The organism is Hydrogenophaga sp. SL48, assembly GCF_021729865.1.
Classification (GTDB): domain Bacteria; phylum Pseudomonadota; class Gammaproteobacteria; order Burkholderiales; family Burkholderiaceae_C; genus Hydrogenophaga.
In genome coordinates this window covers 2,589,654-2,611,270 of record NZ_CP063400.1, presented here as the reverse complement: position 1 = coordinate 2,611,270, position 21,617 = coordinate 2,589,654, and the positions used below count along the sequence as shown (strand labels likewise).

The window sequence follows — 21,617 nt, the reverse complement described above, 5'->3', positions numbered from 1 at the left end:
GCCGGAGTGTGTCAGATGGCACGCGGGTGTTGCCAGGAGGCATCATCGGCGCAGTCTACTCTGGTCGCTCCAGTGGTGACGCAGGTAGTGATAGAGCGGTTTCGGCGGGGCCGCTTCCACGATGAAATCGGTGCCCCGCACCCCCACCACCGAGGTGGGTGTGCGCACCTTGAAGCGTTCCGGATAGGCCTTGGCCAGCAGGCCCGTCACGATCCGAACCGACCCCTGCAGCAGGTCGAGCGCGAAGTTGCCGCTCTGCGTGGTCGAATCAAACTGGAACTGGCCGAGGTCCACCGTCGTGTTGGGCCCCATGGTCAGCACCGTGCCGTCCTTGAGCACGATGCTGGCGCCACTGGCCGGGCCTGTGCGCACCCGGTCACCCTGGCGCAGGGCGTCGCCCGGCGCGGGCGCTGCGCGGCCTGGCGCCTGGCCCAGCCGAATCTCGCCCTGAAGCTGTTTGAACGTGCCCGCTCGGGCCGTGTCGGCGGCGGGCGCCGCGGTCTGGGCAGATGCCAGCGACGCGCTCAGCAAAAGACCGGCCAGGAGGGTTCGATGGGCGCGCATCCGCGGCGGTGAAAACATGGGGCAACTCCGGGGCAACAAGGCACAACATGCCATCCTAGCGGGTCGCTTGTGTCCCGGGCAAGGGCATCGTTCACGCCCGGGCTCCCTACAATCGAGCCCCCGGCCGGAGCCTGAGCTCCCGCGCCGGCCACCCATGCAAACCCCCATGAACCTCATGCTCGCGCCGATGGAAGGCCTGCTCGACGCGACGCTGCGCGACGTGCTCACGCGCACCGGCGGCATCGATCGCTGCGTGAGCGAGTTCATCCGCGTGACCAACACGGTGCTGCCCGAGCGCGTGTTCTACCGCGTGGTGCCCGAACTGCTCAACGGCGGGCGCACCCGCGCCGGCGTGCCGGTGCGGCCCCAGCTGCTGGGCTCCGACCCGGCCTGCCTGGCCGACAACGCCGAGCGCCTGGCGGCGATCAGTCCGTTTGGCGTGGACCTGAACTTCGGCTGCCCGGCCAAGACGGTGAACCAGAGCCGGGGCGGCGCGGTGCTGCTGGACGAGCCCGAGCTGATCGGCCGCATCGTCGAGGCCGTGCGGCGCGCTGTGCCGGCCCAGGTGCCGGTGTCGGCCAAGATGCGGCTGGGTTTCAACGACGACCACCGGGCCGAAGACTGCGCGCAGGCGATCGCCCAGGCCGGCGCCGACGAGCTGGTGATCCACGCGCGCACCAAGGCCCACGGTTACCGCCCGCCGGCCTACTGGGACCGCATCGCCGAGGTGCGTGGAGCGTTGCCGTCGGGGCCCATGCGGGTGATCGCCAACGGCGAGATCTGGAGCGTGGCCGACGCCGAGCGCTGCCGCGAGGTGACCGGCTGCGACGCACTCATGATCGGCCGTGGCATGGTGACCGACCCGGGTCTGGCGCTGGCGATCAAGGGGCAGGGCAGCGTGCCCTGGAGCGAGATCACGCCTTTGCTGACGGTGTACTGGCAGCAGGTGAGCGGCCGGGTCGAGCGGCGCCACCGCGCCGGGCGCCTGAAGCAGTGGCTCAACTATTTGCGCAAGCGTTACCCCGAGGCGCAGGCGGCGTTTGACGCGCTTCGCACCTGCACCGAGCCGCCGCAGATCGAGGCCTGGCTGGCGTCCAACGCTGCCGTGCCGGCCTCGCCGGAGCGCCCCGTGGCGCCGGCGGCGCGCCGTTTCCTGCCAGAAAACGCCAACGCCACGCTGCCAGCAGGAATCGCACAGCCGTGTTAACTTCCGGCCCCGGACCCGAAAAGACCCCTATGACCTCTCTGAAACACCGGCTGCACGCCCTGGGTGATGAGCGCCTGCGCGGCATGAAGCGCGGCCTCGAAAAAGAAAGCCTGCGCTCACAGCCGGACGGCAAACTCGCGCTGACGCCGCACCCGGCGGCCTTGGGCAGCGCGCTCACCCACCCGCACATCACCACCGACTATTCCGAATCGCAGCTGGAGCTGATCACCGGCGTGCACGGCAGTGTGCAGGCCTGTCTCGATGAGCTGACCGAGGTGCACCAGTTCACGGTGCGAAGCCTCAAGGCCGCGGGCGACGAAATGATGTGGGCGTCGAGCATGCCCTGTGGCCTGCCCACAGACGAGACCATCCCGCTCGGGCGCTACGGCTCTTCGAACGTGGGCCGCGCCAAGAGCGTCTACCGCATGGGCCTGGGCCACCGCTATGGCCGGCGCATGCAGACCATCTCGGGCATCCACTACAACTGGTCGCTGCCCGGCGTGGACAACGACGGGTACTTTGCCCTGATCCGCAATTTCCGCCGTCATGCGTTCCTGCTGCTCACGCTGTTCGGCGCTTCGCCCGCCGTGTGCTCCAGCTTCGTCGAAGGCCGCCAGCACGAGCTGCAGCCGCTGGGCACCAGCGGTTCGCTGCACATGCCCCACGGCACCTCGTTGCGCATGGGCCGCCTGGGTTATCAGAGCGACGCGCAGTCCACGCTGGCAGTGAGCTACAACGGGCTGGAGGGTTACGCGGCCTCGCTGCACGACGCGCTGACCCGGCCCTGGCCTGCCTACGAAACCGTGGGCATCCGCAACCCGGGTGGCGACTACAACCAGCTCGCGACCACGCTGCTGCAGATCGAAAACGAGTTCTACGGCACCATCCGCCCCAAGCGTGTGATCTACCAGGGCGAGCGCCCGCTGCACGCGTTGCGCGAGCGCGGCGTGGAGTACATCGAGGTCCGCCTCATGGACCTCAACCCCTTCGAGCCCATCGGCATCGGCGCGCCCACGCTGCGTTTCCTCGACGTGTTCCTGCTGCACTGCCTGCTGAGCGACAGCGCGCCCGACACGCCGGAAGAGATTCGCGAACTGGCGCAGAACCAGCACCTCACGGCGGCCCGTGGCCGCGAGCCGGGCCTGAACCTGCAGCGCAACGGCCAGAGCGTGCCGCTGCAGCAATGGGGCCTGGAGATCATCGATCAGCTGGTGCCCCTGGCCGGGCGGCTGGATGCGCTGCACGGTGGCGACGAACACGCGCAGGCCGTTGCGCAGGCGCGTGCCTCGCTGCAAGCGCCCGACACCCTGCCGTCGGCGCGGGTGTTGCGCGCGGTGCGGGAGCGCCATGGTGATTCTTTCGTGGCCTTTGCGCGCGAGCAGTCGGGCGAGATCCACCGCCAGTTGCTGGCACTGCCCTGGTCATTGAAGCAGCAGGCCCGCTACGAGGCCATGGCGGCCAAGTCCTTCGTCGACCAGCGCGCCATCGAGGCCGCCGACACCATGCCCTTCGAGATCTATCGCCAGGAATACGTGTCGGAACACCGCCTGGGGCGTGCCCGGGAACCGAGCTCCGCGCTGGCCTGAGCGGTCGGGTCCCTGCGGTGCCTTGAAACCCGCGCTGCACGTGGGTGTACTGCGGACCTCACCGCAGACCGATAAGCTGGTTGTCTTTTCCACAGGAGACGCCCATGGCCCGGACACCCCGACTGACCGCTGCGGACTTTGATCAGGAACTGCTGATCCTCTTTGACGCCTACGTGCACGGCGACATCGACCGCCGCGGTTTCCTTGATCAGGCGGCCCGGTTCGCGGTGGGAGGACTGACGGCGGCGGGTATCCTCGCGTCGCTCAGCCCGGATTTCGCCATCGCCCAGGTGGTGCCTCAAGGCGATGCCCGCATCAGCACCGAGCGCGTGGACTTCGCCTCGCCCAATGGGCACGGCACCGTCAAGGCTTACGTGGCCAAACCTGCCAACGCCAACGCCAGCGGCAAGCTGCCCGCCGTGCTGGTGGTGCACGAAAACCGGGGCCTGAACCCGCACATCGAGGACATCGCCCGGCGCCTGGCGGTGGACGGTTACCTGGCCTTTGCCCCCGACGCCCTCACGCCGCTGGGCGGCTACCCAGGCGACGAAGACAAGGCGCGCACCCTGTTCGGGCAACTCGATCAGGCCAAGACGCGGCAGGACTTCATCGCCGCGGCGGGCGTGCTCAAGGCGCGGCCCGACAGCAGCGGGCGCGTGGGCGTGGTGGGCTTCTGTTACGGCGGCGGCATCTCGCACATGCTGGCCACGCAACTGCCCGACCTGGCCGCGGCCGTGCCGTACTACGGCAACCACCCGCCGGTCGAGGACGCGATCAAGGTCAAGGCGCCGCTGTTGATCCACTTCGCCGCCGTCGATGAGCGCATCAACGCCGCCTGGCCCGCCTACGAGGCCGCGCTCAAGGCGGCCGGCGCGAAGTACACAGCGCACCAGTACCCGGGCACCCAGCACGGCTTCAACAACGACACCACCCCGCGCTTCGACGCGGCCGCCGCCAAGCTGTCCTGGGAACGCACCATGGCGTTCTTCGCGCAGCACCTGCGCGGCTGACGCGGCCTCAATCGACCGGCGGCGCAAGCACCACGTCGCTGGTCGGGCACGCCACGCAGGGCAGCACAACGCCCTGCGCCTTTTCTTCGGGCAGCAGCCCCGGCCATTCCACCGTGTAGCGCACTGTGCCGCTCACCAGCTGGCCGATGCACGCGCGGCAGGTGCCGTTGCGGCACGACGCCGGCCACGCCACCCCCGCACCGAGCAGCGCCTGCAGCAGCGTGGCGCCGGCCGGCACCACCAACGTGTCACCCGTGTCGGGCAGGCGCAGTTGAACAGTGGTGGTCGCGGTCGGGGTGGACATGTGCACAAATCTAACCGAGCTGGCCTGGTCATGCGCAGTACCGGGCCATGTGCGCACTGCCTGTTGAACAGGCGATTTAAAGAATGTCCATGCGTGACAAGGACTTGGCGCCTTTTTACAAGGCTTGCCCACACTTATGCACAAGCTTGTCCAAGGTTTCACGGGAAAAGTGGATAACCACTGGGGTGCCACTGCCTGTTTCGCAGGCAGATTGAAGAACTCCTTAGGGCCACAAGCACTTGCGAGCGCCGTACATCGCTTGCGGGAGGTTATTCACAGGGTTGTCCAGTGAACGCGGGGACAACTCATCACCCTTTGTCGCAGGGTTGCGCTTATAGTGGTGGGGGTATTTTTGCCTTATCGAAGAAAGAAGCCATCCCATGAACAACGTGCAAGGACTCGACCGATTCATCCGCGCGCTGGTGGGCGTGCTCGCGCTGCTGCTGGCCTATTTCTGGCTCGGGGGCGTGTGGCAATGGGTGGCCCTGGGCGTGGGCGCGGTGGCGCTTGCCACGGCGGCGTTCCGCTTTTGCCCGCTTTACGCCGTGTTGGGTTGGCGCAAGGCGGCCACCCCGGCCCGGGGCAGCGGTGTGATGCCGCTGCTGGCGGGCGCGGTGCTGGTGGCGGTGGCCGTGGGGGGGGCCTGGGCGAGCCAGATGTTCAGCCGCAAGTTCTTCCTCGAAGACTTCAATGCCATGAACGGCTTCTACAAACAGACCCTGTTTCTCACCGGCAAGGCCGAACGCGAGAAAGCCGTCGACCAATACGAGCGGTTGCTCCCGGCTTACGCCGCTTTCCAGAAAAAATACACCGCCTGGCAGCCGCTGGCCCTGCGCGGCGACCCACAGTTCCCTGGGGACCTGGCCAGGGTGTCGGGGATTTTTCAGGGGGTGAACGACCTGGTGCGCACCGGCGACCTGCAGCAGGCGCACCTCGCGCTGGAGGGCGTGCGCCCGGTGTTTCAGGAGGTGTTCAAGCGCAACGGCTTCTCCATGCTCTCGGTCACGCTGGTGGACTTCCACGACGCGATGGAGCTGATGCTGGAGGCGGGCACCGCCAAAGATGCGGCCAAGCTGCAGGCGCTCTACCCGCAGGTGAACGACAAGATGAAAGCGGTGGAGGCCGAGGCCAGCGACGCCGACATCCAGACCATCCGCCAGAACCTGGATGCGCTGCTCAAGGCCGCGCAGGACGCCCAGACCGATGCGCTGCCACAGCGCGCCGACCAGCTCAAGACCAGTTTCGTGAAGGTGTACCTGCAGCGGGGCTGATCCCCTGCGGGCGGCGGCTCAGACCTCGCCGCCGAAGCGCTTGATCAGGTTGTCGATGTACTTTTCGACCAGCTTTTCAAACTCGCCCTCGACGATCGGGGCGACCACCATCTTCATCAGGCCGGGCAGGGGCACCTCCACCTCGCCCTGGATCGCCAGCGCGATGCTGGTGGACTTCTTGTTGTCCACGATGACCCAGCTGCCACCCACCAGCGAGTTGCCCACGCCCTTGACCGGTGTCCACTTCACCGTGCCCTTGGCCTTGTCGCTCACGTATTTGCTGGCGTAGATGGTCTGGATGTTGACCTGCGCCGTGCCGACTTTCTCCATTTCCCACTGGTAGACACCACCACCCATGTCGGTGAGCTTCTCGACTTTGGGAAAATGGGCGACCGAAGCCGGCACATCGGACAGCAGGTCGAACACCTCGGCGGCCTTGGCCTTGACGGTGAACTCGTAGCCCAGATCGATCTTGACGGTGATGCTCATGGGTCTCCTTTGGGGGCGTTGTGGAAAGATCGGGCCATTCTGGCACGCGGTTCCGCCCCGTCGATAGAGGCTTTCCCCCAGCGCACAATCCCCGCTCCGACCGAAAGAACACACAATGAGCATCCAGTGGTTTCCCGGGCACATGCACCTCACGCGCAAGGCCATCGGCGAGCGCGTGAAAGAGATCGACGTCGTGATCGAGATGCTCGACGCGCGCCTGCCCGGCAGCAGCGCCAACCCGCTCATGGCCGAGCTCACCAGCGGGCGGCCCACGCTCAAGGTGCTGAACAAGCAGGACATGGCCGACCCCGCGCGCACCGCGCTCTGGCTGGATCATTACAACGCCCAGCCGAACACCCGCGCCATCGCGCTCGACGCGAGCGACACCGCGCCGGCCCGCGCGCTGATCGAGGCCTGCTTCGCGCTCGCGCCCCGGCGTGGCGGCATGGTCAAGCCCATGCGCGTGCTGATCTGCGGCATTCCCAACGTGGGCAAGTCCACGCTGATCAACACCCTCAAGGGCAAACGCGCGGCCAAGACCGGGGACGAGGCCGGCGTGACGCGCACCGAGTCGCGTATCGCCCTCGCAGACGACTTCTACCTCTACGACACCCCCGGCATGCTCTGGCCGCGCATCGTGGTGCCCGAGAGCGGCTTCAACCTGGCAGCCAGCGGCGCGGTGGGCAAGAACGCCTACGACGAACAGGAAGTGGCCTACGAGCTGCTGGCCTTGCTGAAGACCGACTACCCCGCGCTGCTCGAAGCCCGCTACAAACTCGGCCGCACGCCCGAGGCCTACGCCCAGGCGCCCGAGGACGAGCTGCTGGAAGCCATCGGCCGTCAGCGCGGCGCGCTCGCGGGCGGCGGCAAGATCAACATGCAGAAATCGGCCGAAATCGTGATCGCGGACTTCCGCAACCTGCACATCGGGCGCATCACGCTGGAAACCCCCGAGCTGTTCGGCCGCTGGATGAGCGCCGGCCTGAAGTCCGACGCCGACCGCGCCGAGCGCAAGAAGGCGCTGCGAGAACAGGGCCTCATCAGCCCCGAGCGCAAGCCCAAGGTGGACAAGCGCGCAGCACCGCGCAAGCCGCGTTGAAATCCACCTTCACTGGAGTTGAAGCATGTCCACCATCGCCCCCGTCGAGAACCCCGAAGCCGATCTGCGCGTCAAGGCCGTGTTCGACGACATCCGCGCCACGCGCCAGACCGAATTCATCAACAACATGTGGCGCTACCTGGCGTTTGATCCGGCGCTGCTGGAGCAGACCTGGGCCGAGGTCAAGCGGGTGATGGCCACGCCATCGACGCTGGACCCGCTGACCAAAGAGATGGTCTACATCACCGCGTCCATCATCAACGGCTGCAGCTACTGCGTGCACTCGCACACGGCCGCCGCCACGGCCAAGGGCTTGACGCGCGAGCAACACGCGGAGCTGATGTCCATCATCGCGCTGGCGGCGAAGACCAACCAGCTGGCCACCGCGCTGCAGGTGCCGGTGGACCCGGTGTTTGACCGGGGGTGATCCTCAGGCGCCCTGCAGGGCGCCGAATTCTTCGGGGGGCGCCACCGTCACGCCGACGTGCAGCGCGTGGCGAGCACCCCCCTGGATGACGCCCCGCATCGGCGACACGTCGGAGAAGTCGCGCCCGGTGGCGAGGGTCACGTACTCCTCGCCCGGGCTGCCCTGGCCGCTGCGGTTGTTGGTGGGATCGAAGTCAAACCACAGGCCTTCGGGCGCGGCGGGTTCACCGTCGTCGGCCTCGTCGGTGCTGGCGGGCAGCGGCGCGTAGACCGAGACCCAGGCGTGTGAGGCGTCTGCGCCAATGAGGCGCGGCTTGCCGGGCGGCGGCTGGGTCAGCAGGTAGCCGCTCACGTAGCGCGCGGGCAGGCCCAGGCTGCGCAGGCAGCCGAGCATGATGTGGGCGAAGTCCTGGCACACGCCTTTGCCCTGTTTCAGTGCCTGCAGCGCCGGGGTGTTCACCTCGGTGCTGGCGGTCTTGTATTCCATTTCGGTGTGGATGCGTTCCATCAGCGCCTGCACCGCGTAGAGCAGCGGCAGGCCGGGCCTGAAGGCCGGGCGGGCGAAGGCGATGAAGGCGTCGTCGCGCGGCACATTGGGCGAAGCGAACAGGAATTCGCTCGCCGGGTCGTAGGGCGCGCCGGCGCGGTAGCGGAAGTGGTTGCGCGCGCGCTCCCAGCTCAGCGCGGTCCAGGCCGCGTCGTCGGGCAGGGGGCCGGGCTCATGGGTCTCGACCAGGCTGTCGGCCTCCACCACCAGCGTTTCGTGCGGCGCCTGCAACGAGAAAAACGTGCGCTGGTTGCCGAACACGTCGGTGGTCTGGCTGCGCGCGGCGGGCTCGGGCTTCACGCGCAGCGCATGGGCCTGCACCGCCTGCGTGGGTGTGTCCACCGGCGAGAGGTGCACCATGTGCTGCGCCATGTCCACGCTGCCGTGGTAGCGGTAGGTGGTGGTGTGCAAGATTCTTAAGAGCATGAACACCCCCCCGCGTCGCCTGCGGCGCCACCCCCCGGCGGGGGGCAACACCAGCGGCCCGGCAAAGCCGGTTCCGCGGTGTTCTTGGCGGGGCGCTGCTGCAGGGGTGGCAGATCGCGCGCCGGTTGGCGGGTGTTCATACGCTTTGATTTTTGCGGTCGGCGTGGCTGAAGTGCAGGCGGGTGATTTCTTCGGAGAGCTCACCGGCCGCGTCTTCGCAATCTTCGAGCAGGGTTTCCAGGTCGCCCCAGTGGCGCTCGCCTTCGGGGTGGCGCTGCCAGTTGCTCAGGTCGGCGAGCACCCAGGTGTCGGGGTCGGGCAGGCCCTGGGCGAGCACGGCGTCCTGCGGCGTGGCGCTTTGCGAGAGCTTGGCCAGGCGCGAGCGCAGGGTCTGCACCACCCAGGCCAGCGAGCGCGGGTTGTCGCGGTCCATCACCAGCAGGTCGATCAGGGCCACCATGTCGCGGCGCTGCTGGTACTGGGCGTGAAAGGTGATGGTGCTGTCGAACAGCGCGACCACGGCTTCGAAGCCGGCCTGGTCGTGCAGGCAGCCGTGTTCGAGGCCGAGCTGGAGCGCGCGCGAGAGGGTGATGAGGCGTTCGATGTGGCGGCCCACCGAGAGCAGGCGCCAGCCGCTGTCGCGCACCATGCGGTCGGTCTGTGCGCCGGTGATGGCGGCCAGCAGCTCGCTCGCGTTCTGCAGCGCGGCGAGGGCCTCGGTGTTGGCGTATTCGGCGTCGGCGGCCATCTCGGCGCAGTCGCGCGCAAAGCCGGCTTCGGTGCGCTCGATCAGGTTCCAGTGTTCCTGCGACAGGCGCTCACGCACCTGCGCGGCCGAGGCCTTGAGCGCGCGCAGGTTGAATCCCACGCTGAACGATTGCCCGGCCAGCGGGCTGCCCGGCTCGGGCGAGAGGCCGGCCATGAGCGAGCGCGCGAACACGCGGGCCGATTGTCCGGCGGCGGGCACGTCGGGCAGCACCAGCGAGTTTTCGTGGGCGGTGGCCGAGAGCCAGGCCATGAGCGGCTTCGAGTTGGGCTCTTCGCCGCCCAGGTGGGTGAGCACGATCTGGGCGAGGCGGATGCTGTTTTCGGCGCGCTCGGTGTAGCGCCCGAGCCAGAACAGGTTTTCGGCCGCGCGGCTGGTGACCGGGCGCTTGTGCTGGGCCAGCGCCATGGTGCTGGGCGCGCTTTGCAGCAGGCTGGTGTGGTCCACCGCGCCCTCGGTCTGCACCCAGCAGTCGGCGCTGCTGCCGCCGCGCTGCATCGAGGCCATGAGCTGGCCGCGCGGCGCCAGGCGCACCAGGCCACCGGGCAGCATGCGCCAGCTCTGCGGGCCGTCGGCCAGCGCGAACACGCGCAGCATGGCCGAGCGCGGGATCAGGTGCTCGCCGGTCCAGGTGGGCGTTTGCGAGAGCGGCAGCCAGGCCTGGACGGTGTAGTCGTCGGGGTGCCGCACCATGCGTCCCGACCATTCGTCGAGCTCGCGCGCTTTCAGGCTCTGGCCCATGGCGGTGTCGCGGCCCGACTGCGGGTAGGTGGGCTTGATCACGCTGTCCTTGAGCAGCGGCAGCACCTCGCGCAGCGCGGCGTCTTCGCCGCACCACCAGGTGGCGAGCGAGGGCAGGCGCAGTTCTTCGCCCAGCAGGTGGCGGCTGATGGCGGGCAGGAAGCCGAGCAACGCGCTCGATTCCAGCGGCGCCGAGCCCGGCGCGTTGGCCAGCAGCAGGTTGCCCGCGCGCAGCACCTGCAGCAGGCCGGGCACGCCCAGGCGCGAGTCGGTGCGCAGCTCCAGCGGGTCCAGCCACTCGTCGTCGAGCCGCTTGATCAGCGCGTGCACCGGCTCCAGTCCACTGAGCGTCTTGAGGTAGAGGCGCTGGTCGCGCACGGTGAGGTCGTTGCCTTCGACCAGCGTCAGACCGAGGTAGCGCGCCAGGTAGGCGTGTTCGAAATAGGTTTCGTTGTAGGGGCCGGGCGTGAGCAGGGCGATGCGCGCGTTCTCGCCTTCGGGCGCCATGGCCTTGATGCCGTCCATGAGCGCGCGGTAGCTCGCGGCCAGGCGCTGCACCTTCATGCCGGCAAACGCCTTGGGGAACTGGCGCGCGATGGCGATGCGGTTCTCCAGCAAATAGCCCAGGCCCGAGGGTGCCTGCGTGCGCTGGCCCACCACCCACCAGCGACCGTCCGGCCCGTGCGCCAGATCGAAGGCCACGATGTGCAGCCAGGTGCCGCCCACGGGCTTGACCCCCTGCATGGCGCGCAGGTAGCCCGGATGGCCTTGCACCAGGGCCGCCGGCAGCAGGGCGCGCTGGAGCAGCTCGCGCTTCCCGTACAGGTCGGCCATCATGGCGTTGAGCAGGCGCGTGCGCTGCAACACGCCGGCCTCGATCTTCGCCCAGTCCTGCGGGCTCACGATCATGGGGAACAGGTCCAGCGCCCACGGGCGCTGCTGGCCGGTGGCGGCGTCGGCGTAGACGTTGTAGGTGACGCCGTTGTCGCGGATCTGGCGCTGCAGGTTGTCGTTGCGGCGGTTCAGGTCGGCCAGGCCGTCGGTGCCGACGTGGTCGAAGAAACTGGCCCAGGTGGGTGCCAGGTCGTCGGTGCCAGGCAGACGCAACTCGTCGCGGTGGCCTGCGTCGGCCGCCATGGAGAACGACGACGCCCAGTCCCGGGGAGAGTCGGGGCTGAGATCGTCAAACAGGGAGTCTCTGGATTCTTCTGGGGTCACGGCTTTGGAGTATGCCCGCGCGGGCACTTCGGGTGGTGCCACCGGTGCATCTTCATCGCCTTGTCCCGTGGTGTCCTTCACGTGAGCATCTTTTTGTCAGCGGCGCCGCGCTGGAGGTGTCTTCAACCAGGCCAGCGCGGAACCGGCTTTGCCGGGCCGCTGCTGGCGCCCCTCGGGGCGGTGACGCCGCGGGCGGCGCAGGGGGTCAATGCCGGAGATCGAGCGTGAACGGGAACTCGCGGCTGTGCGTGGCCGGGGCCACATTCATCTTGCCCGTGGTGTGGCCCATCTGGAAGAAGCGCGACAGGCGCCGGCTTTCGGCCTCGTAGGCGTTGATCGGGAAGGTGTCGTAGTTGCGGCCGCCGGGGTGGGCCACGTGGTACTGGCAGCCGCCCATGGACTTGTTCATCCAGGTGTCCACGATGTCGAAGGTCAGCGGTGCGTGCGAGGGGATCGACGGGTGCAGCGCCGACGGCGGGCTCCAGGCCTTGTAGCGCACGCCCGAGACGAATTCGCCCACGGTGCCGGTGCTCTGCAGGGGCACGGCGCGGCCGTTGCAGGTGACGACGTAACGGCTGTCGTTGTAGCCGGAGACGCGCACCTCGATGCGCTCCAGCGACGAGTCAACATAACGCACGGTGCCGCCGGGTGCGCCTTCTTCGCCCATCACGTGCCAGGGTTCCAGCGCGCTGCGCAAGGTCAGCTCGATGCCGCGCGCGGCGATCTGGCCCACCAGCGGGAAGCGGAACTCGAAGTGCGGCTCGAACCAGGCCATGTCCAGCGGGTAGCCGAATTCGGCGAGGTCGGACAACACGTCCTCGAAGTCCATGCGGATGAACGTCGGCAGCACGAAGCGGTCGTGCAGCTCGGTGCCCCAGCGCGTGAGCTTCTGGCTGAACGGCTTCTGCCAGAAGCGCGAGACCAGGGCGCGCAGCAGCAGCTGCTGGGCGATGCTCATGCGGGCGTGCGGAGGCATTTCAAACGCGCGCAGTTCCAGCAGGCCCAGGCGGCCGGTGGGCGAGTCGGGCGAGAAGAGTTTGTCGATGCAGAACTCGCTGCGGTGCGTGTTGCCGGTGGCGTCGATCAGGATGTTGCGCAGCGTGCGGTCCACCAGCCAGGGCGGCATGAAGCTGTCGCCCCCACGCTCCCCCGCTGCGCGTGGTCCGCTGCCCCCCGGGGGGGCTGCCCCGCCTTGGGGCGGCCCGGCGGTGGGGCCTTGCCCGTAGCGGCTGCTTTGTTTGGCGATCTCCTGCAGCGCGATCTCCAGCTCGTACAGCTGGTCGTTGCGCGCCTCGTCCACGCGCGGGGCCTGGCTGGTTGGGCCGATGAACATGCCGCTGAACAGATAAGACAGCGAGGGGTGGTTGTGCCAGTAGGCGACCAGGCTGCCCAGCAGCTCGGGCCGGCGCAGGAAGGGCGAGTCGGCCGGCGTGGCGCCGCCGAGCACGAAGTGGTTGCCGCCGCCAGTGCCGGTGTGGCGGCCGTCGGTCATGAACTTCTCGGCGCACAGGCGCGTCTGGTGCGCGGCCTCGTACAGGAACTCGGTGCGCTCGACCAGCTCGTCCCAGCTGCTGCTGGGGTGGATGTTCACTTCGATCACGCCCGGGTCGGGCGTGACCTGCAGCATCTTCAGGCGCGGGTCGCGCGGCGGCGGGTAACCTTCGAGCACGATGGTCATGCCCAGCTTCTCGGCCGTGTCTTCCACCGCCGAGAGCAGGTCCAGGTAGTCTTCGAGCCGCTGCATCGGCGGCATGAACACATACAGGTGCTGCGTCTTGCCGCCACCGGCTTTTTCGGCCTTGGGTCCGTTGGCGCGGTGCGGGTCGCGCGACTCGACCACCAGCGCGGTGCGGGTGAGCCAGGCGGCCGATTGATTGCGCTGCGGGAACTTCGACGACAGGGCCTGCGCGGGCGCGGCGCCCGGGCCGGCACTTTGGCCATCGGCGGACGCGCCGCTGGCATGGAAGTCCGTGCCCTGCAGGGACACCATGCCGCCTTCGGCAAAACCTCCGCCCACCTGGTGCGGTGACACCTGGTGTTTCACGGTGGCGCCGCTCGGCAGCGGGTCGCGCGCGGTGTGTGGGTCCTGCTCGATGTGGTACGGGTAATCGGCGGCCGATACCCAGGGCAGCGAATCCAGCGGCAGGCGGTAGCCCATGGGCGAATCGCCGGGCACGAGGTACATGCGCTCGTCGCGGAAGAACCAGGGGCCGGTGGACCACTGCGTTCCCGACACGCGGTGGTAGGCGCTCTGGCCGTGTTGGGAGGGTGGTCCGTCGCCGTCGGCCTGCAGCGGCAGCACGTAGCCGACCGTGGCGTCCAGCCCTTGCGTGAACACACGGCGCAGGCGCGCGCGTTCCAGCTCGTCGTCGAGCTTGGCGTCGAAGGGGTCCACGTTCACCGGCAGGCGGCGTTCGCGCCAGAGGAAGTACCAGGTGTCCTCGTAGCCGGGGGTGATGTACTGTGTGGACACGCCGAGCTTGCGCGCGAGCGCCTGCGTGAAGCGGCGCGCGTCGTCGGCGTCGTACTTCGCCGGGTCGCGTTCGTCGGCCAGCAGGGCCGGGTTGTGCCAGCAAGGCTGGCCGTCGGCGCGCCAGAAGATGGACAGTGCCCAGCGCGGCAGCTGCTCGCCCGGGTACCACTTGCCCTGGCCCATGTGCACGAAGCCGCCGTGGCCGTACTGCTCGCGCAGGCGGCCCAGCAGTTCGGTGGCGTAGCCGCGTTTGGTGGGGCCGAGGGCGTCGGTGTTCCACTCGGCGGCGTCGCGGTCGGTCACGGCCACGTAGGTCGGCTCGCCGCCCATGGTGAGGCGCACGTCGTGCTTCACCAGATCGGCGTCGACCTGCTTGCCCAGCGCGACCACGCTGGCCCACTGTTCTTCGGTGTAGGGCTTGGTCACGCGCGGCGATTCGTAGACGCGGGTCACGCCCATGTGGTGCTCGAACTCGACCTCGCACTTGTCCATGGCGCCTTCCACCGGCGCGGCGCTGGAGGGCTGTGGCGTGCAGGCCAGCGGGATGTGGCCTTCACCGGCCAGCAGGCCGGAGGTCGGGTCGAGGCCGATCCAGCCGGCGCCCGGCAGGAAGACCTCGCACCAGGCGTGCAGGTCGGTGAAATCTTTCTCGGGGCCGCTCGGGCCGTCGATGCTTTTCACGTCGGGCGCGAGCTGGATCAGGTAGCCCGAGACGAAGCGCGCGGCCAGGCCGAGGTGGCGCAGCATCTGCACCAGCAGCCAGCCGGTGTCGCGGCAGGAGCCGCTTTTCAGCTTCAGCGTCTGTTCGGGTGTCTGCACACCCGGCTCCATGCGGATGGTGTACGAGATGTCGCGCTGGAGCATCTGGTTCACGTCGACCAGGAAGTCGATGGTGCGGCGCTTTTTCAGGTCCACCTGGGCGAGGTAGGCCTTGAGTTCGTCGGTCAGCGGCGCGGTGGCGAGGTAGGGCGCGAGCTCCTGGGTCTGCGAGGCTTCGTAGGTGAAGGGGTATTCCTCGGCACGCGGCTCCAGGAAGAAGTCGAAGGGGTTGTGCACCGCCATCTCGACCACCAGGTCGATGGTGACCTTGAACTCGGTGGTGGGCTCGGGGAACACCAGGCGGGCCTGGTAGTTGGCGAACGGGTCTTGCTGCCAGTTGATGAAATGGCCCGCGGGTTCGATCTTCTGCGAGTACGACAGCACCTTGGTGCGGCTGTGCGGCGCAGGGCGCAGGCGCACCACCTGGGGACCGAGTTTGACCAGTCGGTCGTACCGATAATGGGTGATGTGGCTCAGGGCAACGTGGATGGCCATGCTGGGATCACTTTCAACAGGGAGGCAAAAAATGGTGGTGCAGGCGACATGGCTGCCCGCAGGGCTCAGGCGTGGGCTAGCAAGTCCCGCGCCATCGCAGTATGAACGGGTGGCGGGTCGCCCGCCACCTTGCCGGACCTGAACATGGCCTGGGTCGCGCTGGCGGTCCTGCCCGGCTGGGTGCTGGGTGTGGCGCTTCAACTGCAGCAGGCGGTGCTGTGGCCGATGCGGGTGTACGCGATCGGGCTGCTGGGTGCCGCTGTCCTGGGTGGGCTGGCGCTGCGCTGGGGCCGACGCGGAAACGGGTGGCACGCCACCGGTGTCGCCATCGCCCTCTGCGCGGGCGCCCTGGCGGGCGCGGGACTGACGGGGGTACGGGCCGCGCATTTCGCGGCCCAGGCGCTGCCCCCGGCGCTCGAAGGCATCGACCTCGAGGTCACGGGGCGCGTGGCCTCGCTGCCGCAGCGCAGCGCCGACGGCGTGCGTTTCGAGTTCGCGCTGGAGTCCGCCGCCCGGGACGGCCAGCCCCTGCACCTGCCCGCCTTGCTGCAGCTGGGCTGGTACAGCCGGGGTGTGGTCGGCGCCGGGCCGGTCTGGCGCGCCGGCGACCGCTGGCGCCTGACCGTGCGCCTGCGCCGTCCGCACGGCAACAGCAACCCCCATGGGTTCGACCGCGAGCGCTGGCTCTGGGAGAGCGGCATCGGCGCCACCGGCTACGTGCGCAACGGACCCCGCGATCCTCGGCCGGCGCGGCTCGGCGCGAGCGGGTGGCACCCCGTGGAGGCCGCGAGGCAGGCGGTGAGCGAGCGCATCCACCAGCGGGTGGACGATCCGCGCAGCGCCGGTGTGCTGGCCGCGCTGGTGGTGGGTGACCAGAGCGCCATCGACCACAGCGATTGGACCCTGTTCCGAAGCACCGGCGTGGCCCACCTGATGAGCATCTCAGGCCTGCACGTCACCCTGTTTGCCTGGCTGGCCACGGCGCTGCTGGGGCGGCTCTGGCGGCGGTTGGGCCGGGCATGGCCGCGCGCCTTGCTGGTGCTGCCGGTCCCGGTGGCGGCGGGTTGGGGCGGCCTGGCGCTCGCGGCGGCCTACGCGCTGTTCTCGGGCTGGGGCGTTCCCGCCCAGCGCACGGTCCTGATGCTGGCCGTGGTGGTCGCGTTGCGACTGTCGGCGCGGCGGTGGCCCTGGCCCGCGGTGTGGACGCTGGTGATGGCGGTGGTGCTGCTGCTCGACCCTTGGGCGCTGATGCAGCCGGGGTTCTGGCTGAGCTTCGTCGCGGTGGGCATCCTGTTTGCCTCGGGTGCCCGGGGGGAGCGGGACGATCCGCTGGACGCGGTGCCCCACTGGCGGCGCTGGGGCGGGTCGGCGCTCGGCATGCTGCGCGAGCAGGCTGCCATCACCGTCGCACTCGCGCCCCTGTCCTTGTTGCTGTTTGGCCAGGTCTCTCTGATCGGGCTGGTGGCCAACCTGCTCGCGATCCCCTGGGTGACGCTGGTGGTCACGCCGCTGGCGCTCGCGGGCGTGCTGCTGTCGCCGTTGTGGGACGCAGCGGCGTGGGCGGTGCAGGGCCTGGGCATGTGGCTGGCCTGGCTGGCGCAATGGCCCTGGGCGGCGGTGTTTCGCGCCATCCCGCCCATGTCGCTGGCGGTGGCCGGGGTGGTGGGGGGTGTGCTGCTGGTGTTGCGCCTGCCCTGGGCGCTGCGCCTGGCGGGCGTGGTGCTGCTGTGGCCGGTGCTGGCATGGCAGCCGACGCGCCCGCCCGAGGGCGCCTTCGAGGTCATGGCGATCGACGTGGGGCAGGGCAGCGCGGTGCTGGTGCGCACCGCGAACCACAGCCTGCTCTACGACACCGGGCCGCGCCACGGCAGCGACAGCGACGCCGGCCAGCGCGTGGTGGTGCCCCTGCTGCGCGCGCTGGGCGAGGCGCCCGACACGGTGGTGGTGAGCCACCGCGACAGCGACCACTCGGGCGGCACGGCGGCCGTGCGCGCCGCCTGGCCCGGCGCGCGCTGGCTGTCGTCGTTTGGCGAGGGCGAGCGCTGCGTGGCGGGCCAGCGCTGGGCGTGGGACGGTGTGGACTTCGAGGTGCTGCACCCGGCGCCCGGGCTGTACGGCCCCGATGGGCAGGGGCTGCGATCGACCAACGCCATGTCCTGCGTGCTGCGGGTGAGCAATGCGAAGGAGGCTGCCTGGCTCAGCGGCGATCTGGACGCCGAGGGCGAAACCCGCCTGGCCATGGCGCGGCCCGAACTGCGCGCCAGCCTGATGCTGGCGCCGCACCACGGCAGCGCCAGTTCCAGCAGCCCGGTGCTGCTCAACACCCTGCGCCCCCGGCAGGTGCTGATCCAGTCGGGCTACCGCAACCGGTTTGCCCACCCGGCCCCGGTGGTGCTGGATCGCTACCGGGCGCGGCGGCTCACCTGGGTCGAGTCGCCCCAATGCGGTGCGGCCCTGTGGCGCAGCGAACAGCCCAACACGGTGCATTGCCACCGGCAGGCCGCGCGGCGCTATTGGCACCACTTTGATGCGCCCACCGGGCCGGAGCCCTCACCACCGGGTGAACCGGACACGGACACGGATGCTCCACCCGCCAGACCCATGGATTGATCGGTCCATTCCCTCGCGGGGAGGCGCACTGCTTTGGGGCCACTCTCACACCGCTGGCCCACTCCTTGCTATGCTGTCTGCAGGAGAAAAACGCCCATGAGCCGACCGATGTTTGACGAGATGAACGCTTCGCCTTCCGAGGTGCGGGCTCACTACCAGGCCTACGCCAACTGGCTGGCGCAGCAACCCGCAGAGGTGATGGCGGCACGGCGCGAGGAGGCGGAAATGATCTTCCGCCGCGTCGGCATCACCTTCGCGGTGTACGGCGCCAAGGACGAGGACGGCTCCGGCACCGAGCGCCTGATCCCCTTCGACCTGATCCCGCGCATCATCCCTTCGCACGAGTGGAAGCGCATGGAGCAGGGCCTGGTGCAGCGCGTGACCGCGCTCAACCGCTTCATCCACGACGTCTACCACGACCAGGAGATCATCAAGGCCGGCCACATCCCGGCCGACCAGATTTTCCAGAACGCGCAGTTCCGCCCCGAGATGATGGGCGTGGACGTGCCGGGCGGCGTGTACTCGCACATCTCGGGCGTCGACATCGTGCGTGCGCCCAACGCCCAGGGCGAGGGCGAGTACTACGTGCTCGAAGACAACCTTCGCGTGCCCAGCGGGGTGAGCTACATGCTGGAAGACCGCAAGATGATGATGCGGCTGTTCCCCGACCTGTTCGGCCAGAACCGCGTGGCCCCGGTCGCCCACTACCCCGACCTGTTGCTCGAAACCTTGCGCGCCGTGAGCCCCGCCACCACGGCCGAGCCGACGGTGGTGGTGCTCACGCCCGGCATGTACAACAGTGCCTACTTCGAACACGCCTTCCTCGCGCAGCAGATGGGCATCGAGCTGGTCGAGGGGCAGGACCTGTTCGTGAAAGACAACTTCGTCTACATGCGCACCACCAAGGGCCCGCGCCGCGTGGACGTGATCTACCGCCGCGTGGACGACGACTTCCTCGACCCGCTGGTGTTCCGACCCACGTCCACGCTGGGCTGTGCCGGCCTGCTCGGCGTCTATCGCAGCGGCAACGTGACCATCTGCAATGCCGTCGGCACGGGCGTGGCGGACGACAAGTCGATCTACCCCTACGTGCCCAAGATGATCGAGTTCTACCTGGGACAGAAACCGATCCTGAACAACGTGCCGACCTTCATGGGTCGCAACCCGGACGACCTGAAATACATGCTCGACCACATGGCCGAGCTGGTGGTGAAAGAGGTGCACGGCGCCGGCGGCTACGGCATGCTGGTGGGCCCCGCGGCCACCAAGGCCGAGGTGGACGAATTCCGCGCCGTGGTGCGGGCCAAGCCCGAGGGCTACATTGCGCAGCCCACGCTCAGCCTGTCCACCTGCCCCACGTACGTGGAGAGCGGCGTGGCGCCGCGCCACATCGACCTGCGCCCTTTCGTGCTGAGTGGCAAGGAGGTGCAGATGGTGCCCGGGGGCCTCACCCGTGTGGCGCTGAAGGAAGGTTCGCTCGTCGTCAACTCGTCACAGGGCGGCGGTACAAAAGACACTTGGATTCTGGAAGACTGATCATGCTTTCACGCACCGCCGACCACCTCTTCTGGATGTCCCGCTACACCGAGCGTGCCGAGAACACCGCGCGCATGCTCGACATCAACTACCAGACCTCCCTGTTGCCGCAGTCCGCCGCCGTGGCCCAGGTGGGCTGGGAAGGCCTGCTGGTCATCAGCGAGCTGATGCCGAGCTACACCGCCAAATACGGCCAGGACATCACGCCGCGCAACGTCATGGACTTCATGGTGCGCGACGAGTCCAACCCGTCGAGCATCTGTTCCTGCCTGCGGGCCGCCCGCGAGAACGCCCGTGCCGTGCGCGGCGCGCTGACCACCGAGCTGTGGGAAACGCAGAACGCCACCTGGCTCAAGCTCGCGGGCTACCTCAAGTCCAAGGAGTTCGAGCGCGACCCCGGCGCGTTCTTCGAATGGGTCAAGCACCGTTCGCACCTCTCGCGTGGCGTGGCGGTGGGCACCATGCTGCAGGACGAGGCCTTCCACTTCTACCGCATGGGCTCGTTCCTGGAGCGGGCCGACAACACGGCGCGCCTGCTGGACGTGAAGTTCCACGCGGTGCAGAGCGACTTCTTCGGCGCCGCCAGCGAGCAGGATCAGGAGTATGACTTCTACCACTGGAGCGCGATCCTGCGCTCGGTCTCCGGCTTCGAGGTCTACCGCAAGGTCTACCGGGACGTGATCACGCCCGAGCGCGTGGCCGAGCTGCTGATCCTGCGCCCGGACATGCCGCGCAGCCTCGCTGCCAGCATGAACGAGGTGGTGAGCAACCTGGCCGTGGTGGCCAACGACACATCGGGTGAAACGCTGCGCCGCGCCGGCAAGCTCAAGGCCGACCTGCAGTACGCCCGCATCGACGAAATCCTGTCCACCGGTCTGCACGCCTTCCTCACACAGTTCCTCGACCGCGTGAACGAGCTGGGTGGCCGCATCAGCCAGGACTTCCTGGTGCCGACGGTGCATTAGGTCCCCCCGCGCCGCTTCGCGTCACCCCCAAGGGGCGGCACGGGCTGTCCGGCAAAGCCGGCCCAGCTGTGCCCTGGGGCGCGCTGTGGCGCGCAGGGGTTGCCCTGCTCGCTGTGTGTCTTCTGGACGGCGGCGGCAGGTACCATGCGGGGCTCTTGGACAACCTGGGGCTTTTCCCTTGTGCCATCCCGGTACCCCATGAAACTGGTCATCCACCACAACACCCTCTACCGCTACAGCCAGCCGCTGCTCTACACGGTGCAGACCCTGCACCTGTGGCCCGTCAGCAGCGCCTGCCAGACGGTGGAGTACTGGGAGATCCGCACCCCCGGCACGCTGCACCCGCAGCCCGACACCGAAGGCAACCGCGTGCACAGCTTCAGCCTCGTGGCCCGGCCCGAGCAGAACCTGCGCGAGAACAGCATCTCGGCCATGGGCACGGTGGTGACCCACGGCGTGGCCGAGTTCACCGACCCGCCGACACTGCCGCACCCCTCGTTTTACCTGCGCTCCACACCGCTGGCTGAGCCGCACCCGCGCATGGCCCTGTGGGCCATGCAGACCGTGCCCTCGCTGATGGCGGCGCGCGCGCGCGGTGAGCTGCCCGGCGTGGCCGACCTCGTGGCCCTGGCCAGCGCCGTGGCGGACAAGGTGCAGTACCGCAAGGGCAGCACCGGCGTGGAGACCACCGCGCTCGAAGCGTTCGACTGGGAGCTCGGTGTGTGCCAGGACCAGGCCCATGTGATGGTGGCCGTGTGCCGCAGCATCGGCCTGCCGGCGCGTTACGTGAGCGGCTATTTCTACGCGGCCAACGAACCCGACCTCGCCAGCCACGCCTGGGCCGACGTGTGCCTGGACCCGGCCACGCGCCGCTGGATCAGCCTCGACGTCACGCACCGCTGCCCCACCGATCAGCGCCACACCCGCCTGGCCGCCGCCACCGACTACACCGCCTGCTTGCCGATCAAGGGGCTGCGCCGCGGCGGGGGCGAAGAAAGCATGGACGTGGACATCCGGATCGGACCCTGGGCTTGATCTGGAACACCCCCGCAGCGCTTCGCGCTA

The 21,617-nt window shown here is 68.8% G+C and carries 16 protein-coding genes; 10 read left to right on the top strand and 6 right to left on the bottom strand.

Annotated elements, in window-relative coordinates:
* Nucleotides 1–42: 42 nt before the first annotated feature.
* Complete coding sequence (locus IM738_RS12335; protein WP_236966146.1) at nucleotides 43–582, bottom strand: FecR family protein; 540 nt, start codon at nucleotides 580–582, stop codon at nucleotides 43–45.
* A gap of 148 nt (nucleotides 583–730) precedes the next feature.
* Between IM738_RS12335 and IM738_RS12330 the strand changes: the two genes are divergently transcribed.
* From IM738_RS12330 to IM738_RS12320, 3 genes are all read left to right on the top strand, one after another.
* The gene (locus IM738_RS12330) at nucleotides 731–1,771 is read left to right on the top strand and encodes a tRNA dihydrouridine synthase (RefSeq protein WP_236966145.1); all 1,041 of its coding nucleotides are present in this window, start codon (nucleotides 731–733) and stop codon (nucleotides 1,769–1,771) included.
* A gap of 29 nt (nucleotides 1,772–1,800) precedes the next feature.
* On the top strand, nucleotides 1,801–3,357 hold the full coding sequence (gene gshA / locus IM738_RS12325; RefSeq protein WP_236966144.1) for a glutamate--cysteine ligase: 1,557 nt from the start codon (nucleotides 1,801–1,803) through the stop codon (nucleotides 3,355–3,357).
* 104 nt (nucleotides 3,358–3,461) lie between these two features.
* Nucleotides 3,462–4,367 (top strand): dienelactone hydrolase family protein, encoded by a 906-nt coding sequence (locus IM738_RS12320; protein WP_236966143.1) that lies wholly within the window; start codon nucleotides 3,462–3,464, stop codon nucleotides 4,365–4,367.
* A gap of 7 nt (nucleotides 4,368–4,374) precedes the next feature.
* Here IM738_RS12320 and IM738_RS12315 read toward each other — a convergent pair whose 3' ends face one another.
* Nucleotides 4,375–4,671 carry a 2Fe-2S iron-sulfur cluster-binding protein gene (locus IM738_RS12315; protein WP_236966142.1) on the bottom strand — a complete coding sequence of 99 codons (297 nt, stop codon included), beginning with the start codon at nucleotides 4,669–4,671 and terminating at the stop codon, nucleotides 4,375–4,377.
* A 380-nt stretch (nucleotides 4,672–5,051) separates the two neighbouring features.
* Here IM738_RS12315 and IM738_RS12310 point away from each other — a divergent pair, with 380 nt between their 5' ends.
* On the top strand, nucleotides 5,052–5,942 hold the full coding sequence (locus tag IM738_RS12310) for a YgaP family membrane protein (RefSeq protein WP_236966141.1): 891 nt from the start codon (nucleotides 5,052–5,054) through the stop codon (nucleotides 5,940–5,942).
* Between the two features lie 18 nt (nucleotides 5,943–5,960).
* Here IM738_RS12310 and IM738_RS12305 read toward each other — a convergent pair whose 3' ends face one another.
* Nucleotides 5,961–6,431, bottom strand: a complete 471-nt coding sequence (locus IM738_RS12305) for an SRPBCC family protein (RefSeq protein ID WP_236966140.1) — start codon at nucleotides 6,429–6,431, stop codon at nucleotides 5,961–5,963.
* A gap of 115 nt (nucleotides 6,432–6,546) precedes the next feature.
* Between IM738_RS12305 and ylqF the strand changes: the two genes are divergently transcribed.
* Both ylqF and IM738_RS12295 read left to right on the top strand, forming a co-directional pair.
* Entirely contained in the window at nucleotides 6,547–7,530 is a 984-nt protein-coding gene (gene ylqF, locus IM738_RS12300; RefSeq protein WP_236966139.1) for a ribosome biogenesis GTPase YlqF, read from the top strand.
* A 25-nt stretch (nucleotides 7,531–7,555) separates the two neighbouring features.
* Nucleotides 7,556–7,957 (top strand): carboxymuconolactone decarboxylase family protein, encoded by a 402-nt coding sequence (locus IM738_RS12295; RefSeq protein WP_236966138.1) that lies wholly within the window; start codon nucleotides 7,556–7,558, stop codon nucleotides 7,955–7,957.
* 3 nt (nucleotides 7,958–7,960) lie between these two features.
* Here the strand turns inward: IM738_RS12295 and IM738_RS12290 are convergent, their stop codons facing one another.
* The 3 genes from IM738_RS12290 to IM738_RS12280 form a co-directional block, all read right to left on the bottom strand.
* Complete coding sequence (locus IM738_RS12290) at nucleotides 7,961–8,929, bottom strand: transglutaminase family protein (RefSeq protein WP_236966137.1); 969 nt, start codon at nucleotides 8,927–8,929, stop codon at nucleotides 7,961–7,963.
* A 136-nt stretch (nucleotides 8,930–9,065) separates the two neighbouring features.
* A complete protein-coding gene (locus IM738_RS12285; RefSeq protein ID WP_236966136.1) occupies nucleotides 9,066–11,654 on the bottom strand; it encodes a circularly permuted type 2 ATP-grasp protein in 2,589 nt (862 codons plus the stop codon).
* Between the two features lie 205 nt (nucleotides 11,655–11,859).
* Nucleotides 11,860–15,441, bottom strand: coding sequence for a transglutaminase family protein (locus IM738_RS12280; RefSeq protein WP_236966135.1), 3,582 nt, complete (start codon nucleotides 15,439–15,441; stop codon nucleotides 11,860–11,862).
* 144 nt (nucleotides 15,442–15,585) lie between these two features.
* Between IM738_RS12280 and IM738_RS12275 the strand changes: the two genes are divergently transcribed.
* The 4 genes from IM738_RS12275 to IM738_RS12260 all read left to right on the top strand — a co-directional run bounded on the left by IM738_RS12275 (nucleotide 15,586) and on the right by IM738_RS12260 (nucleotide 21,587).
* Nucleotides 15,586–18,051 carry a DNA internalization-related competence protein ComEC/Rec2 gene (locus tag IM738_RS12275; protein WP_236966134.1) on the top strand — a complete coding sequence of 822 codons (2,466 nt, stop codon included), beginning with the start codon at nucleotides 15,586–15,588 and terminating at the stop codon, nucleotides 18,049–18,051.
* Between the two features lie 96 nt (nucleotides 18,052–18,147).
* Nucleotides 18,148–19,587 carry a circularly permuted type 2 ATP-grasp protein gene (locus IM738_RS12270; RefSeq protein ID WP_236966133.1) on the top strand — a complete coding sequence of 480 codons (1,440 nt, stop codon included), beginning with the start codon at nucleotides 18,148–18,150 and terminating at the stop codon, nucleotides 19,585–19,587.
* Nucleotides 19,588–19,589: 2 nt separating this feature from the next.
* Nucleotides 19,590–20,552, top strand: a complete 963-nt coding sequence (locus IM738_RS12265) for an alpha-E domain-containing protein (RefSeq protein ID WP_236966132.1) — start codon at nucleotides 19,590–19,592, stop codon at nucleotides 20,550–20,552.
* Nucleotides 20,553–20,750: 198 nt separating this feature from the next.
* Entirely contained in the window at nucleotides 20,751–21,587 is an 837-nt protein-coding gene (locus IM738_RS12260) for a transglutaminase family protein (RefSeq protein ID WP_236966131.1), read from the top strand.
* Nucleotides 21,588–21,617 lie beyond the last annotated feature (30 nt).